This window comes from Variovorax sp. P1_H2 (genome assembly GCF_056405295.1).
Window position 1 is genome coordinate 21,584 of the sequence record NZ_JBFUCJ010000025.1, and the last position, 14,960, is coordinate 36,543.

At 65.2% G+C, this 14,960-nt stretch carries 13 protein-coding genes and 1 pseudogene; 7 read left to right on the forward strand and 7 right to left on the reverse strand.

The features are described from left to right. Window positions 1-4: 4 nt before the first annotated feature. Both AC1D2E_RS11505 and AC1D2E_RS11510 read right to left on the reverse strand, forming a co-directional pair. On the reverse strand, window positions 5-913 hold the full coding sequence (locus AC1D2E_RS11505; protein ID WP_478197521.1) for a hypothetical protein: 909 nt from the start codon (window positions 911-913) through the stop codon (window positions 5-7). Between the two features lie 124 nt (window positions 914-1,037). Then, a complete protein-coding gene (locus tag AC1D2E_RS11510; protein WP_478197522.1) occupies window positions 1,038-2,747 on the reverse strand; it encodes a PglL family O-oligosaccharyltransferase in 1,710 nt (569 codons plus the stop codon). Window positions 2,748-2,873: 126 nt separating this feature from the next. Here AC1D2E_RS11510 and AC1D2E_RS11515 point away from each other — a divergent pair, with 126 nt between their 5' ends. From AC1D2E_RS11515 to AC1D2E_RS11545, 7 genes are all read left to right on the forward strand, one after another. Beyond that, window positions 2,874-3,356: a type IV pilin protein gene (locus AC1D2E_RS11515; protein ID WP_478197523.1), complete on the forward strand. Its 483-nt coding sequence runs from the start codon at window positions 2,874-2,876 to the stop codon at window positions 3,354-3,356. Between the two features lie 16 nt (window positions 3,357-3,372). Next, complete coding sequence (locus tag AC1D2E_RS11520) at window positions 3,373-3,975, forward strand: GspH/FimT family pseudopilin (RefSeq protein WP_478197524.1); 603 nt, start codon at window positions 3,373-3,375, stop codon at window positions 3,973-3,975. A gap of 98 nt (window positions 3,976-4,073) precedes the next feature. Next, window positions 4,074-4,451: a type IV pilus modification PilV family protein gene (locus AC1D2E_RS11525; RefSeq protein ID WP_478197525.1), complete on the forward strand. Its 378-nt coding sequence runs from the start codon at window positions 4,074-4,076 to the stop codon at window positions 4,449-4,451. 1 nt (window position 4,452) lies between these two features. Then, window positions 4,453-5,583: a PilW family protein gene (locus AC1D2E_RS11530; protein WP_478197526.1), complete on the forward strand. Its 1,131-nt coding sequence runs from the start codon at window positions 4,453-4,455 to the stop codon at window positions 5,581-5,583. Next, window positions 5,584-6,288, forward strand: a complete 705-nt coding sequence (locus AC1D2E_RS11535) for a pilus assembly PilX family protein (protein ID WP_478197527.1) — start codon at window positions 5,584-5,586, stop codon at window positions 6,286-6,288. A 42-nt stretch (window positions 6,289-6,330) separates the two neighbouring features. Next, window positions 6,331-10,263 carry a pilus assembly protein gene (locus AC1D2E_RS11540; RefSeq protein WP_478197528.1) on the forward strand — a complete coding sequence of 1,311 codons (3,933 nt, stop codon included), beginning with the start codon at window positions 6,331-6,333 and terminating at the stop codon, window positions 10,261-10,263. Window positions 10,264-10,276: 13 nt separating this feature from the next. Continuing rightward, window positions 10,277-11,062 carry an energy transducer TonB gene (locus AC1D2E_RS11545; RefSeq protein WP_478197529.1) on the forward strand — a complete coding sequence of 262 codons (786 nt, stop codon included), beginning with the start codon at window positions 10,277-10,279 and terminating at the stop codon, window positions 11,060-11,062. Between the two features lie 35 nt (window positions 11,063-11,097). Here AC1D2E_RS11545 and AC1D2E_RS11550 read toward each other — a convergent pair. The 5 genes and pseudogenes from AC1D2E_RS11550 to AC1D2E_RS11570 all read right to left on the reverse strand — a co-directional run bounded on the left by AC1D2E_RS11550 (window position 11,098) and on the right by AC1D2E_RS11570 (window position 14,938). Then, a pseudogene (locus AC1D2E_RS11550) lies at window positions 11,098-11,636 on the reverse strand (helix-turn-helix domain-containing protein). Between the two features lie 138 nt (window positions 11,637-11,774). Continuing rightward, window positions 11,775-12,107, reverse strand: coding sequence for a hypothetical protein (locus AC1D2E_RS11555; protein WP_478197530.1), 333 nt, complete (start codon window positions 12,105-12,107; stop codon window positions 11,775-11,777). Window positions 12,108-12,439: 332 nt separating this feature from the next. After that, complete coding sequence (locus AC1D2E_RS11560; protein ID WP_478197531.1) at window positions 12,440-13,048, reverse strand: sugar transferase; 609 nt, start codon at window positions 13,046-13,048, stop codon at window positions 12,440-12,442. Continuing rightward, window positions 13,048-14,211: a DegT/DnrJ/EryC1/StrS family aminotransferase gene (locus tag AC1D2E_RS11565; protein WP_478197532.1), complete on the reverse strand. Its 1,164-nt coding sequence runs from the start codon at window positions 14,209-14,211 to the stop codon at window positions 13,048-13,050. The genes AC1D2E_RS11560 and AC1D2E_RS11565 overlap by 1 nt, the downstream gene beginning before the upstream one ends. A gap of 4 nt (window positions 14,212-14,215) precedes the next feature. After that, a complete protein-coding gene (locus AC1D2E_RS11570; RefSeq protein WP_478197533.1) occupies window positions 14,216-14,938 on the reverse strand; it encodes a class I SAM-dependent methyltransferase in 723 nt (240 codons plus the stop codon). Between the last annotated feature and the right edge of the window lie 22 nt (window positions 14,939-14,960).

Here is a 14,960-nt window from a genome sequence, read left to right on the forward strand (position 1 = left end):
GCGGCTAGGTCTTTTCCAATCGGCGCATGGAGGTGCGTCGCTCCCAGAGCTTGTCCGCAAAGAACTGGAGGGTCCGACGAACGCGTTCGCGACCGTTGCGGGCGTCGTAGGGCGATCGGATGTCTGCGCCCAGTTGTCTCGCACGCACGCTGAGCAGGGTCTCGGAGAGCACGCAGCGCAGCTTCATGCGCATGTCCTCGAAGTTTTCGGCGCTCAGCGGACTGGCCTTGTACCAGCCGCTTTTCCATTTGTACTTGCGCTTGGTCTCCGCCATCTGGTCCGGATCGGCCACCATGAAGATCAGGCGCGTTTCGGCGTACGCGGGATCGACGTGGTCGCGAAACAGCTTGCGGGCCGGCTCGTAGCTGTCGTGCACCAGCGAATCCAGGAATTCGTTGCCGGGAGAGAGCGTCACCAGCCCCCTGCGCAGCGCCTTGTTCATCGCGAAACCGTAGGTCACGATGTACTCGAGCTGCGGCCCCAGAGGGGTGTTGACCGAGCGCACATAGTCGTTGACCTCGCCCAGGATCCAGGGGCCCGAATGGGTGCTGAGCCTCTCGATCTCCTGGCCGAATCGCACCGCTCGCTGGGGGCTCCAGCCGTGGCGCTGCGCCACGGTATCGTTCGTGAAGATCCAGACGTCGGGCTCGTCGCTGTGGGACAGGATGGCCGCCACGCCTGAATCCCAGCCGGAGAACTCGCGATTCGAGTTGTCCCCCGGGATGACCTGTGCCGCCTCGAAGCCGAAGCCGGTGTAGGGCTCTTCGCCGACCGTCCTGGCGGTGTCGACGATGACCAGCGTGACGCGGTCGCCGGGCCTCATGAAAGCATCGCGAAACCGGGCCAGCAGCTCGATGGAAGGCTCCCGGCTCGCACTGCCGAACTCGAGGTGTACGAAACTGTAGTGGGTCATGATGGGTCCATTGGATCTGGCCCGCTAGGCTGCGGCTACCGCTACAGGGGCGGACTGGGCGAAATATAACTCGAAACAACTACATACAGGTACAGGCTCCGGGCGAAGCAGGCAGGCGTCGGGCCTACTCGGCGGGATCCTCGTCCACCGCCTTGCCAACGGCCCAGCGCGCGTGGTCGGCCGGAAAGGCTGCGCTGAAGCGTGCCGCCTGGGCGCGGGCCTCGTCCTCGTTGCCCAGCAGCTTCGCGCTGTCGATCAGCTTGACGACCACGGCCGGCTCCGGGGAGAAATGCAGCACCTGCTGCGCCAGCGCATGCACCTCGGCGGCATTGGCGCGCGTGACCGGCGTCAGCGTCAACCTGGCGAAGGCGACCGGCGCCTCGAACAGCCAGGAGCGCTGCGCCTGCTCGAGCGGGCGGTCCCGGTAGGCCGCAAGGCGCTGGTCGCGCGCCAGGTAGACCTGGCTGATGCGGGTGTAGTCCCAGGCGGCAAAGCCGACCGCCGCCAACAGGATGGATGCCGCGACGGCCGGCCATGCGCGGGCCGCCAGCCGTGCGGGTCGGGGCGAGCGAGCCGCCGTGGGCGACGCGGGCCACAGGCAGCCCAGGCACAGGCCGAAGACCAGCTGGAACGGGCCGTACCAGAGCGGGTACTCGAGCAGGCTGTGCAGCACGATCACGCCGAGCAGGCCCCAGGCCATCAGCCGCGCCGGGTCGGTCTCGCGCCAGGGACGGGCGGCGAGCACCAGGCCGCCGAAGCCGGCGCAGACCAGCAGCGCCGCGGGGACGCCGAGCTCGACCGCCAGATGCAGCGGCAGGTTGTGGGCGTTGTCGAGGATCTCGGCGAAGCGCGGGCCGGCGTAGAGCGTGCTGAAGTGCGCGAACTTCAGCTCGCCCCAGCCCCAGCCGGCCCAGGGGTGCTGGGCGATCAGGTCGATGACGTTGCGCCAGAGCAGCAGCCGGCTGTGGGCGTCGGGGGCGCCGTCGCGCAGACGGGCCATCATGCCTTCGACCTCCGAAGGGGTGAGTTGCGGCAGTACCCAGGATGCGACGAAGTAAGCAGGCACTGCGGCCAAGATCAGCCACGGATCGGGGAGACGCAAAGACTGGACGGGCGCGCGGGAGCGCTCCCGCCAAGCCAGGAAGGCCGAGATGCCGACGATCGACAGCAGCTGGAGCAAGCCGGTCCGGGAGGTCGCCGCGGCTGCGGCGACGACCAGCAGCACGCCGGCCGGCAGCAGCGCCAGGCGCACCCGGCGGCCGGAAACCGCGTGCAGCCACAGCGCCGCGATCAGCGCCATGCTGATCAGGGTGGCGAACTGGTTGCGCTGGCGCAGGTTGCCGTAGGCTTGGCCGAGTTCGGGGGCCGTGGTCCAGGGGACCAGGGGGGCGGCGAGGCCGAAGTACTGCAGCAGACCCAGCAGGGCACTGGCCAGACCGGCGGCGAGGAGGGCCCAAGCCAGCGGGGCGGGCGAGCGCGAATCCGCCATCCGCGCCCCCACGGCGGCTGCCAGGCCGACCGCCGCCACCGCGAGCAGGGTCGACAGATCGAACGCCAGCTGGCTGCCGCGGCCGAGCAGCACGGCCAAGGCCACCACGCCCAACCAACCCAGCAGCACCGAAGAAGGCCGCGCGATCGGTCCGAGCGCCACGGCCACGGCGAGACAACTCCATGCCGCCAGCTGCTGCAGGACGCTGACCGACGGACCGACCGCGAGGGGAAAGAGAAAAGGCAGGGCCAGCGCCACGCTCAGCGCGGCGCTTCGCGCCGACCGAGAGGCGGCGGCACCGTCGCTCGCGGATTGGAAGCGAGAGCCAAAGAAGGATTCGTTCATGCAAAAGTTCACAGATTCTCGGCGGGCTGGCGACGAAAGGAATCGAGGCGCGGACAGGCGGCACCGGCGAAAAAAGCCATCCAGTGACAATTTGTGACTTAAATCAAGTGGTCAAAGGTCGCTACTGTGCACAACGTTTCCCCGCCTCGTTCTCGCTCGGGAGGCTTCACGCTCATCGAAGTCATGATCACCGTCGCGATCATCGGGATCCTGGCGGCCGTTGCGCTTCCTTCTTACGTCGACTATGTGCGGCGCGGACAGCTTCCGGAAGCATTCAACGCGCTGTCCGACTACCGGACGAAGATGGAGCAGTACTACCAGGACAACCGCAACTACGGCTCTTCGGCCACTGCTTGCGCCGACAACGCAGCGGCCGATACCTGGAACACCTTTCCCAAGACCATCAAGTATTTCAGTTTCGATTGCCGCGCCAACACCGTCGCGGGCGACTCGAAGCAGCAAAGCTACATCATCACTGCGACGGGTGTTGCGGGACGCGCGGTCGGCTACGACTACACCATCAATCAGAACGGCGACCGCAGCACCACCAAGTTCAAGGGTGGCACCGTGGCCGCAGGCTGCTGGCTCACCAAGAGCGCCGACTGCTGAACGCGCCGGGCACACCATGAGACAACGCGGCTTCTCACTGGTCGAAATCGTCGTCACCATCGCGGTGCTGGCGATGCTCCTTTTCGCGACCATGCCGAGCATCGGCACCTGGATCGACAACACGCGCATTCGCGGCGTCGCCGACTCGCTGCAGAACGGGCTTCAGATCGCGCGTGGCGAAGCGGTCCGCCGCAATCAGAGCATCTCGTTCTGGCTGGTTGCGCTCGACAATCCGAGCACACTGAGCAACGACTGCACACTTTCGAGCAGCAGCGGCTCCTGGGTCGTGAGCGTGAACTCGCCGCTCTCCCATTGCGCGGATCCCCCCTCCATCATCTCGTCGCCGATGATCGTCACCGGCCGGGCCGTCGGAGACAGCGGAGGCAGGGTCTCGGTGACCGCCGTTCAGTCGGACGGCACCGCGGCCATCAGCGTCACCTTCAACGGCTTCGGGCGCATCGCGAATACCGACCCGATCCAGAAGATCGACGTGACCGGCACCGGCTCCGACGTCAACTACCGCAATCTGCGCATCGCGATCACGTCGGCAGGCCAGGTTCGGATGTGCGACCCCGGCGTGAGCGACGCCAACGACCCGCGCAAGTGCCCCACGGAGTGACCGCGATGCAAGCTCCTCAACGACTCCAACGCACCGCACGCGGAACACCCCGGACTCCAGCACGCCGGCGTGTCGGCCGCCGAAGCGAGAGCGGCATCGTGCTGATCGAAGTGTTGGTGGCCTTGCTGATCTTCATGCTCGGTGTGCTCGGGCTGGTGGGACTTCAGGGTTCGATGACTCGGGCCCAGACCGAATCCAAGCTCCGCGYCGACGCGACTTATCTTGCCAGCGAGGTCGTCGGACGCATGTGGTCGGACCTGAACAACCTCGCGAGTTACCACGGCAGCAGCTGTGCATCGCTCGATCGCTGCAAGGAGTGGCAAAGCAAGGTGGCCAGCGGTCTGCCAGGCGGCAGCGGGACGATCACCCTGGACGTCCCCACCGGCGATGTGACCGTCGAAATCGACTGGACCCTGCCGAGTGGTGAAACGCACAAATACGTGACCTCCACCACGGTCGCCAAGGCAGGGAGCTGAAATGCCGCGCATCACTCCGCCAACCTTCTCGACGAACAGGCAACGCGGCTTCACGCTGGTCGAACTCATGGTCGGCCTGTTGCTGGGCCTGCTCACCGTGCTGGTGATCAGCCAGGTGCTCGCACTGGCCGAAGGCAAGAAGCGCTCAGTCACCATGGGCAGCGATGCGCAGGTCAATGGCGCACTCTCGCTGTACACGCTCCAGAGCGACATCCAGATGGCTGGCTATGGGGCGACCGCCAGCCCCGATGCGCTGGGCTGCCTCGTCAAACGCCAGTTCGACGCCGCGGGTACCCCCTTCACATTCACGCTGGCGCCCGTTGTCATCGGCGATGGCGCGAGCGGCGCGCCCGACACCATTACCGTACTGCAGGGCCGTACGGCCGGGTTCTCGGCGCCGATGATCTTGACGGAGGACCATCCCCAGACCACGCCGTATTTCGTCGTCGCCTCGACCTTGGGCGCAGTGCCGAGCAACATGATGATCGCCGTTCCCAAGGTGCAGGGCCCGAGCAACTGGTGCACGMTGTTCAATGTGACCAACGACCTCGGGGCCGCCGAGACGACGCTCAGCACCACGCGCTTGCCGCATGCCGCCGGAACTGCCGGCAAATGGAACCAGAGCGGAATCTTTCCTTCCTCGGGCTATCTGTCGGGCAGCTACGTGCTGAACATGGGGTCGCTGGTCTACCGCACTTATGCGATCGACAGTGCGCACAACCTCTCGGTCACCGAACTGTCGCCAACCACGGGCGGGACGAGCACGCAGGAACTCTATCCGCAGATCGTCAACCTGCAGGCGATGTACGGCAAGGACACCAACAACGACGGCGTGGTCGATACCTACGACAACACGACACCGACCACCAACGCCGGCTGGTTGCAGGTGCTTTCGATCCGCGTGGCGGTGGTGGCGCGCAGCAACCAGTACGAGAAGGACGCCATCACCTTGACCGCGCCGCAATGGGACGTGGGCGCCACCAGCACCATCAATGATGCGACCACGACCACCTGCCACGGCGCCAGCAAGTGCATCGCGCTCAAGGTGGACCCGCTCACCGACTGGCAGCACTACCGCTACAAGGTCTACGACACGGTGATCCCCCTGCGCAACATGCTCTGGAACTCCTGAATGAGCCCCACCAGCCCTCCACTGTCCCGCAGGCATGCGGCCCCTCGTCGCGCGGGCCAGCGCGGCGTATCGCTGATATTCGCGCTGATCACGCTGGTGGCGCTGTTGCTCGCCACCCTGGCGCTGATCCGGTCGGTCGACACCAGTACGCTGCTGATGGGCAACCTCGGCTTCAAGCAGGACGCCACGTCCAGTGCCGACCAGGCCACCCGAAAGGCCATCGACTGGCTGACCCTGAACAGTGCCAGCCTGAACCTGAGCGTGAGCAAGAGCGGGTACTACGCGAGCACCTTGGAACTGGCGGATGACGGAACGACGGTCCAGCAGCCGGTGGACGTCACGGGCCGGCAGCAGGCAAGCAACGCCAGTCGGCAACTGGTCGACTGGGACGGCGACGGCTGCAAGTACATGACGGGCGGAACTTGCAGCGTTCTCACGGCAAGCGCGGGGACCATCAACGGCAACAGCGCGAGCTACGTGATCTTTCGCCTTTGCTCCAAGCCCGGCGACTTCACCACCGACAACACCATCAGTTGCGCCAAGCCGATCTCCAGTACCGGCGGTACCGCGGCAAAGAGAGGGGAGTTGAACTACACCGACCCGGCCCGCTTCGCCGGCACCTCCGGCCCCTACTACCGCATCGTGGTGCGCGTGCTCGGCGCGCGCAACACCACCAGCTTCACCGAAACCATCGTGCATTTCTGAAGAGGGAGCGCCGTCCCGGCGCCCGCAGAGGAACCCCAGGCCATGACACAACAAACAGCCGTCGCATCCCGGACCGAGCGCAGCCTCAGCGTCTGCCGCATCCTCCTTCTGACGGCGGCCACCGCCGTGGCGGCAGCGTTCGCGCCGGGCCTCCAGGCCGCCACCGACCTGTCGAACCAGCCGCTGGCGACGCTGCCGACCGTGCAGGCCAAGCCGAACCTGATGTTCATTCTGGACGACTCGGGCAGCATGGATTCGGCCTATATGCCGGACGACATGAGCTCGAGTGGCCGCTACGGCTACTGGACCTCCCAGTGCAATGGGGTGGCCTTCGATCCTTCGCAGACCTATGTGCCGCCGCTGTACGCCGACGGCACCTCCTATCCCAACGCCAGTTTCGCCAAGGCGCTGGACGATGGCTACGACAGCAACAGCACCACCACCGACCTCGCCAACAAGTACTACTACACGTACAACGGGACCGAGGCGAAGATGGGTTGGGTCTACGACACCAACGGCGTCGTCAAGAACACCTTCTACAACGAGTGCATGCTGGGCACCGGGACCGCCAGCACCCTCTTCACCAAGGTGACGATGACCAGCGCATCCGCCGACGCGCAAAAGTACGCCAACTGGTATTCGTACTATCGAAAGCGCTATCTGCTGATGCGCACGGCCATGGGCCAGGCGATCGCCAAGCTCGATTCGAGCTACCGCGTGGGGTTCAGCACCATCAGCGACACCGGCGTCCAGGATGGCAAGAACTACTTTCGGGATGTGAAGGACTTCGACAAGACCCAGAAGGCGAACTTCTACAGCAGCCTCTATGGCGCCACCCCCAGCAGCTGGACGCCACTGCGCGGCGCATTGTCCAAGGCCGGCCGGTACTACGCCAACAAGGCATCCGGCCAGACCTACGACCCCGTGCAGTACTCGTGCCAGCGCAACTACACGCTCCTGTCGACCGACGGCTACTGGAACACGAACACCGAATCATCGACCTACGGGCCGTTCAAGCTCGACGGCACCTCCACCGTCGATGAGCAAGACGGCGCCGAAGACCGCCCGATGCGCGACGGTGCCACGAAGGCGACCATCGACGTCACGACCTCGACGGCAAAGGCTTATCGCAACGAGACCAGCACGCAAACGCGCACTTCCACCTGGACTCGGCAAGAGATCACGGTTTCGTCCAAGAGGCAGTCAAGAAACAACTACACGGTCACGACAACGACGCAGAACCAGGTATTCACGCAGACTCAGACCCACACGTCGGTGACGGTCCAGGTCGGCACGGCGACCCGGACCACGACGGTCATCACCCCTGACGGAGGCACGGCAACCACGACGACCAGCGCCATCAGCTATTCCGGCTGGGTGAACACCGCTCAAGTCACGGTGACGGACACGGAGACCGGCGCCCCGACGGGGACCAGCACATTCACCGACAGCGGCAATGCCACGTCGACATCGGTCAAGAACCAATCCACCGCGGGCAACGACGGCACGACGTATTCCACAGCCACGCAAGGCGCCTGGAGCAGCTATGCGACGCCCGTCGTCGTGGACAGCACGCCGACGCCGCCATCGTCGAGCGATTTCGTGGCCGGCCCCACCACCCGCACGGTTGGCTCGGTGGGAGGCGACTCCAACACCCTGGCCGACGTGGCCGAGTTCTACTACGCCACCGACCTGCGCACCAGCGACCTGGGCAATTGCGCGTCGAGCAGTTCGGGCTCCAGCCAGGATGTATGCGGCAACCTGGTCCCCGAGGTGGGCAGCGACAAGGCCAAGTGGCAGCACATGAACACCTTCACCATCGGGTTGGGCGTGAGCGGCACGCTGACCTACGACCGGGACTATCTGGTCCAGACGGCGGGCTCCTACGCAGACCTGAAGAGCGGCGCACTGAACTGGCCCGATCCGACCCTCAAGGAGGGCGCCACACGAGTCGACGATCTCTGGCATGCAGCGGTCAATGGCCGCGGCCAGTACTACTCGGCGCTGAGCTCGAGTGCGCTCAGCGAGGCCATCAACGGCGTGGTCACCTCGGTCCAGCAGGTGGCCGGCTCGGCTTCCGCGGCCTCGACCAGTTCGCTCGAACTGGTGGCAGGCGACAACAACCAGCTGTACAAGGCCAGCTACACGACCAGCCTGTGGACTGGCGACCTGCAAGCCTACAAGCTGACGGGCCAGGATGCTTCGCTCAGCGTGACGCCGATCTGGTCTGCACAAGAAAAGCTGGACACGACCTCGGCCTCCGGCCGCAAGATCTACTTCAGCAATGGCAGCACGCTGCAGAGTTTCGAGTACGCGAACCTCAGCACCGCGCAAAAGGCGTATTTCGACAGCTTCTGCGCCCTGACCCGGACCGTGGTGCCGTCGCAATGCGCTTCTCTCTCGACTGCCACGTCGACGAGCCGCCCGGTGAGCGACAAGGCACTGGCGGAGACCGGCGCCAACCTGGTCAACTACCTGCGCGGGACACGCACCTACGAGAGCAGCAGCATCGACGCGTCCAGCAACACGGTCGCAGCGCTTTACCGCAAGCGGGACCATGTGCTGGGCGACATCGTCAATGGCGCCCCGGTGCACGTGAGCAAGCCGCCATTCAGCTATGCCGATGCAGGCTACGCGGACTTCGTGACCAGTCACGCGACGCGGGCACCCGTGGTGTATGTCGGCGCCAACGACGGCATGCTGCATGCGTTCTCGGCCGACAGCACCAACGGCGGCACCGAGCTCTGGGCTTACGTGCCGGGCAGCGTGATGGCCAACATGTACAAGCTGGCCGACAGCGGCTACGCGGCGAAGCACCAGTACTTCGTCGATGGCGCGCCGGTGATGGCCGATATCAAGGCGGGCGGTGTCTGGAAGACCATCCTCGTGGGCGGTCTCAACAGCGGCGGCAACAGCTACTACGCCCTCGACATCACCGACCCCAGCAGTCCGAAGGCGCTGTGGGAGTTCACCGACAGCAACCTGGGCCTGAGCTTCGGCAACCCCGTCATCACCAAGAGAAAGGACGGCACCTGGGTGGTGGTCTTTGCTTCCGGCTACAACAACACCGCCGATGGCAAGGGCCGGCTCTTCGTGCTCGATGCGAACACCGGCGCCAAGCTGATGGATGTCCCCACGACCGCCGGCAGCACGAGCAGTCCGAGCGGCCTGGCGAAGATCAACGCATGGATCGACAGCCCGAGCGACAACACCGCCGCCCGCTTCTACGGCGGCGACCTGCTGGGCAATCTCTGGCGCTTCGACATCGACGACCTGGTGCAACCGAACGAGAGCGCCCTGCTGCTCGCCAAGTTCCAGATCGACGCCAATACACCGCAGCCCATCACGATCAAGCCCGAGACGGTGGACGTGTCGGGCCACCCGGTGGTCGTCGTGGCGACCGGACGCTACCTGGGTGTCAGCGACATCGAGAACACCACGCAGCAAAGCATCTACGGCGTGAGAGACACGCTCACCAATTCGGGCTGGGGGGATGTGCGCGCAAACACCACCGACTTCGTCATCCAGACCTTCACCCTGACCAATGATGCGAACGGCAAGCCGGTGTCCGCCGCGGTCACCGACAACAAGGTCGACTGGGCCACGAAGGGTGGCTGGCGAGTGGATCTGCCGCAGACGGGCGAGCGTGTGTCGAGCAACCTGGGCCTGCAGTTCAGCACGCTGTCGATCGGCACGACCATTCCGAGCGGCAACGCCTGCGACTCGGGCGGTGCGTCATGGCGCTACTACCTCAACGTCGCCAATGGCGGCGTGATCAACACCAATCCCGCGGGCGAGCTGTGGAACAGCAATGCCTTGATCGTCGGCATGAGCTGGATCAAGGACAGCAATGGCAACGTGCGCATCATCTACCAGAACAGCGATGGCAGCATCAAGAGCGAGATTCCGCCGATCAAGTCGAACACCGGCACCGGCAGCGCGCACCGGACGTCGTGGCGAGAACTGACGGATTGATGCTGCGACGACCATGACGGCGATGGACGCGGCAGCAGGCGGGCCTCCTCGCGCGTCATCCTGGCTGCCAGGCGCGCGCAGTGCGCTGCCGCTGTGCATTGCCGTGTCGCTGGCGGCGCACCTCCTGCTGCTTGCGATGCGCGCGCCTCCGTGGCCGCCCCGGCAGGCGGCGCAGACGCCCCATGGCGCGTCCAGCAAGATTCAAGCGCGACTGCTGCCGAGCGAGCCGAATGCGCGACCGGACATCACGACGAGCGTGCGTCCGATGGCGCATGCCGGGTCGAAGCCGGCGGCAGAGACATCCGTTCCCAGCAGGCCGCCCGCCCCCGCTCGCCCGGCTCCGCCGCCCGAGCCCTCGAGGTCGGCGCCGACGACGAGGGCGTCCGACGACGCGCCACAGCCCGCGCTCGACGCGGAGGCGCCGACGATTGCGAAACCAGAGGGAGCGGCGATCCAGGACGACTATGTGCCGCGCCCCCTGCTGACGATTGCGCCAGTGGCGCAGACGCCCGTGGTCATTGCCGAGCCGGCCGGCGAGGACGATGGCGGGCGACATGCCGGCATCCTTGCGCTGTTCATTGACGAAACGGGTCAGGTGCAGTGGATCGAGGCCAACGAGCCGCTCTTGCCCGAGCCCTTGGAGCGGGCGGCCCGCGATGCGTTCATGGCTGCGCGATTTTCTCCCGGCGAGGTCGACGGCCACGCCGTCAAGTCGAGGGTGCGGGTGGAGGTGGTGTTCGACGACGCGCCGCGGGAGGAGCGCCAACTGTCTATCGTGAGAAGTGGGCGCCTGGACTGAGGGGAGGGATCGGATGGACCTGCGACCTACACCTGCTACATGCGAAACGTGAACACCACCGACAGGTAGGACACCGGCTCCGTTCCGATTTCTTCTATTCCGTGAAGCGCCGTTGCATCGAACAACAGCGAATCCCCCACGCACAGCCTCACCACCCTGCAGCCGTATCGGTAGTCGACGCTGCCCGCCAGCAGGTAGACGAACTTCAGCCCCGGATGCTGGAACGTCACGTAGGGTTCGGCGCTCGGCAGCAGCGTCACCAAGTACGGCTCAGCGTAGAGGTTGCCGGAGAGCAGATGGCCGAGCAACTCGTATCGGTAACCGGCAATCGCGCCGACGCGATCCACCACGATGCCCTTGCCCGCCGGCACGTGGCAGAAGTCGGAGCGCGTGGCCTGATCGGAGAAGAAGCGCGACATCGGGACGTCGAGGCCGTTCGCGATTCGCGCCAGCGTCTCGACCGAGGGCGAGACCAGCCCCCGTGCTCGATGCGCGAGAGCAAGGAACGCGAAACATCTGAGCGCCGGGCCAGCTCGCCGCCAAAGGCGCCGCTCGCGATGCGCAGTGCGCGCACCTGGGTGCCGAGCCGCGAGGCAACCTCGCTGCGCGCGGGCTTGGGCGGCGCCGAGCCGGGCGACTTGGCTGCGCCGAGCAGCCAATCTTCACGGTACTGGGATCAGATGCCGGGGACCGGCGCAATTCAGCAGCGCGTCTATCGCGCTTTCGCCTTTGCTTTCAGGGTCTTGCGCGCCGCCTTGCGCAGCGCCTTTTGCAGCGCATCGCCGGCGGCGTCCATGGCTTGCATGCAGCGCTCGAACTCCGCATTGACCGCCGCCACGAGGGCGCCCAGTTCGGCCGGCGTGGCGCTGAACTCGTCGTGCTCGCGCAGGTGAAAGGGGCGGATGAAACGTTCGATGCAGACGCAGGCGCGGTACACGTCTTTCAGGTCGCCCAATCGKTCGGCGACGTCGAGGGCGCGGCTTTGGGCGGGAGTTGCGGGGGAGTGCGCGGATGCGCGAGAGGATTTAGCCATGATGGCCTCCAAGCAGTGCGGTTTGCTACAACCGCCGCGCCCAACGCCAATTGGAGGCGGCGACTCGAACAGGTTGGCGTACCGGGCACCGCTTGCGCGAACCGGCGAGCCTTGCGGCTCCCCGTCCGAGCCGCCAAAAAATGGAGGCACGAACGACAAAGCCGCAGACCCTCTGCGGTAAAGGCTGCGGCTTGTGTCGCAGCGGTGCTTTGGGACGCCAATCCCGATCACGCCTTTTTTTGACGTGACCGCCGCAGTATAGCGACAAGGTTTGGGCGATGCGAACAGCGGAGCCATGCCAGCGCCAGCTTCAACGCGCGTGCAGTTGGTCCCCCACTGGCCCGCTAGCGATCAGACGGACCGATCAGAGCCGCGATGGTTCTCCCCACGATGACCAGGTCTGACCACAAGCTGCGTGCCCGAACATACTGAACGCCGTACTCGAGCTTTGCAGGAAGCACGACCTCCACATAGAACGCCTCGGGATCGTCGGCCGTCGCGAGCAGGAGGTTTTCATCCCTGTACGCGATGGAGGCGAGATCGGTGATTCCGGGGCGCACGCTCAACACCAGCTCTCGCGCCTCCGGCGGATAAAGCGCCACGTAACGCGGCACCTCGGGCCGAGGCCCGACCATGCTCATCTCGCCTTTCAGCACATTGATGAACTGCGGCAGCTCATCGAACTTGTGACGGCGCAGGAATTGACCGGCCCGGGTGACGCGCGGATCGGCGCCGACGGTGATCTGCGCGCCGCCGGCTGCCGCGGAACCTGCGGACATGGTTCTGAACTTGTATATGGAGAACACCCGGCCGCGCAGGCCGACGCGGTCCTGGCAGAACAGGACAGGGCCTGGCGAATCCAGCTTGATCCAAACGGCAATGATCGGCAGCAGCGGCGCCAGCACCAGCAATGCGCAGGATGCGATCAACAGGTCGAACGCCCGCTTGAGCATCACATCAGGATCTGGCGCAGCGCCGAGATCACCCGATCCTGATCGGCGTCGCTCATCGCGGTGAACAGCGGAATGCTGAGCATGGCTTGATAGGCGGCCTCCGAATGCGGAAACATTCCGGGTTCGAGGCCATAGCGGTCCCGCCAATAGGGCTGCCGATGCAGCGGCACGTAGTGGACACTGGTGCCGATCCCGCGGTCCGACAGGCCCTGGATGACCTCGTCGCGCGTCACCTTGGCGGAAGCATCAAGGCGAATGACATACAGATGCCAGGCATGCACATCGCCGGCCGGGGCTTCCGCTGGGAGTATCAACGGCAAGCGCGACAGGTGCTCACGGTAGCGCCCTGCAAGGTACTGGCGACGCTCCAGGAAACGCGGCAGCTTCACCAGTTGATGCAGGCCCATTGCCGCGGCAACGTCTGTCAGGTTGTACTTGAAGCCGGGCGCAACGATCTCGTAGTACCAGGCGGGCGTCGTTGACTGGAACCGGTCGAACGCATCGCGGCTGATGCCGTGCAGGCGCATCACCTTGATGCGCTTGGCCAGTTCGGCGTCGCGCGTGACCACCATGCCGCCCTCGCCGGTCGTCATGGTCTTGTTGGCGTAGAAGCTGAAGACGGTGACGTCGGACTGCAGCGTGCCGATCAGTTGCCCTCCGCAGGTAGTGGGCAGTGCATGGGCGGCGTCTTCGACCACTTTCAGGCCGCGCTTCCGAGCAAGTGCGAGCAGCGCCTCCATGTCGGCAGCCAGCCCACCGTAGTGCACAGGAATGATGGCCTTCGTGCGCGGCGTGATCGCAGCTTCGATCCCGCGCACGTCGATGCACAGCGTCACGGGATCGACGTCGACGAGAACGACGTCTGCGCCGAGATAGCGAACGACTTCGGCGCTCGCAGTGAAGGTGTGGGTGGTCGTGATCACCTCGTCACCGGGGCCGATCCCGAGGGCCTCGAGTGCCAGATGCAGGCCGGCGGTGGCCGAATTGACGGCCATGCACAGCAGCGCGGGATCGCCGAGGAAAGCCGCGAAGTCGTCTTCGAAGCGTTTCGTCTTGGGGCCCGTCGTGATCCAGCCCGAACGCATCGTATCGGCCATCTCGGCAATTTCTTCGTCGCCGATATCGGGCAGTGCGAATGGGAGGAATGCAGGCTTCTCTGACATGGGGTCAATCCTTGGCAATCCAGCACAGCGCGTGGGTGCGCAGGAAAGGCATGAGGTTGAAAAGATGGTATGCGGCCGGGTGAAACCGGCAAACGCGGCGGCTGATGGGTGGCGCGAGGGTCACGCGACGTGCCGTCATACGCCCTTCAGGAAACAGCGCCTTCAACCGGCGGACGGACACTCCGCGCACATCGCTGTTGGATGGGTTGTCGTAGACAAAGTCATACCAGAGGATGCCACCCCCAGGACGCACCCACGACCACATTTGGTCGGCAAGTTCCTGCTGGAAGACATCGTCCAGCAACGACGAGAACACGACGGACTGGAACACCACGTCTTGACTGGCCGGTTCCAACGCCGCTGTACTGGCGTCGCCTTCGTGCACCTTGAGCGACGCGGGCAACCGAGTCCGTGCGCTGGAAACGCGATCCGGCAGAAGCTCAATGCCGTGAAGATTTTCCGGTGCGAAGCCGAAGCGAAGGAAGTCGAGCAGGTGCCCCCCGTAGCCGCAGCCGACGTCCACGAGCTTCAGGTGGCGCAGGTCCGCATCCGTATAGCCACAAACGGAGCGGAAGAGAAAGAGCATCTCTCTTTGCCATTCCTGGGTGCTCAACACGACTTCCGGACGCAGGATGCTGTACAGGCTGCCCACATTTCGGCGCGCATAGCGCTCCGCCACCGCCTGCGGTTCTCGCTTCTGCTCGGATTCCGTCGGCATGCTTTCCATTGCTTGTTGTCTCACTGTGGCG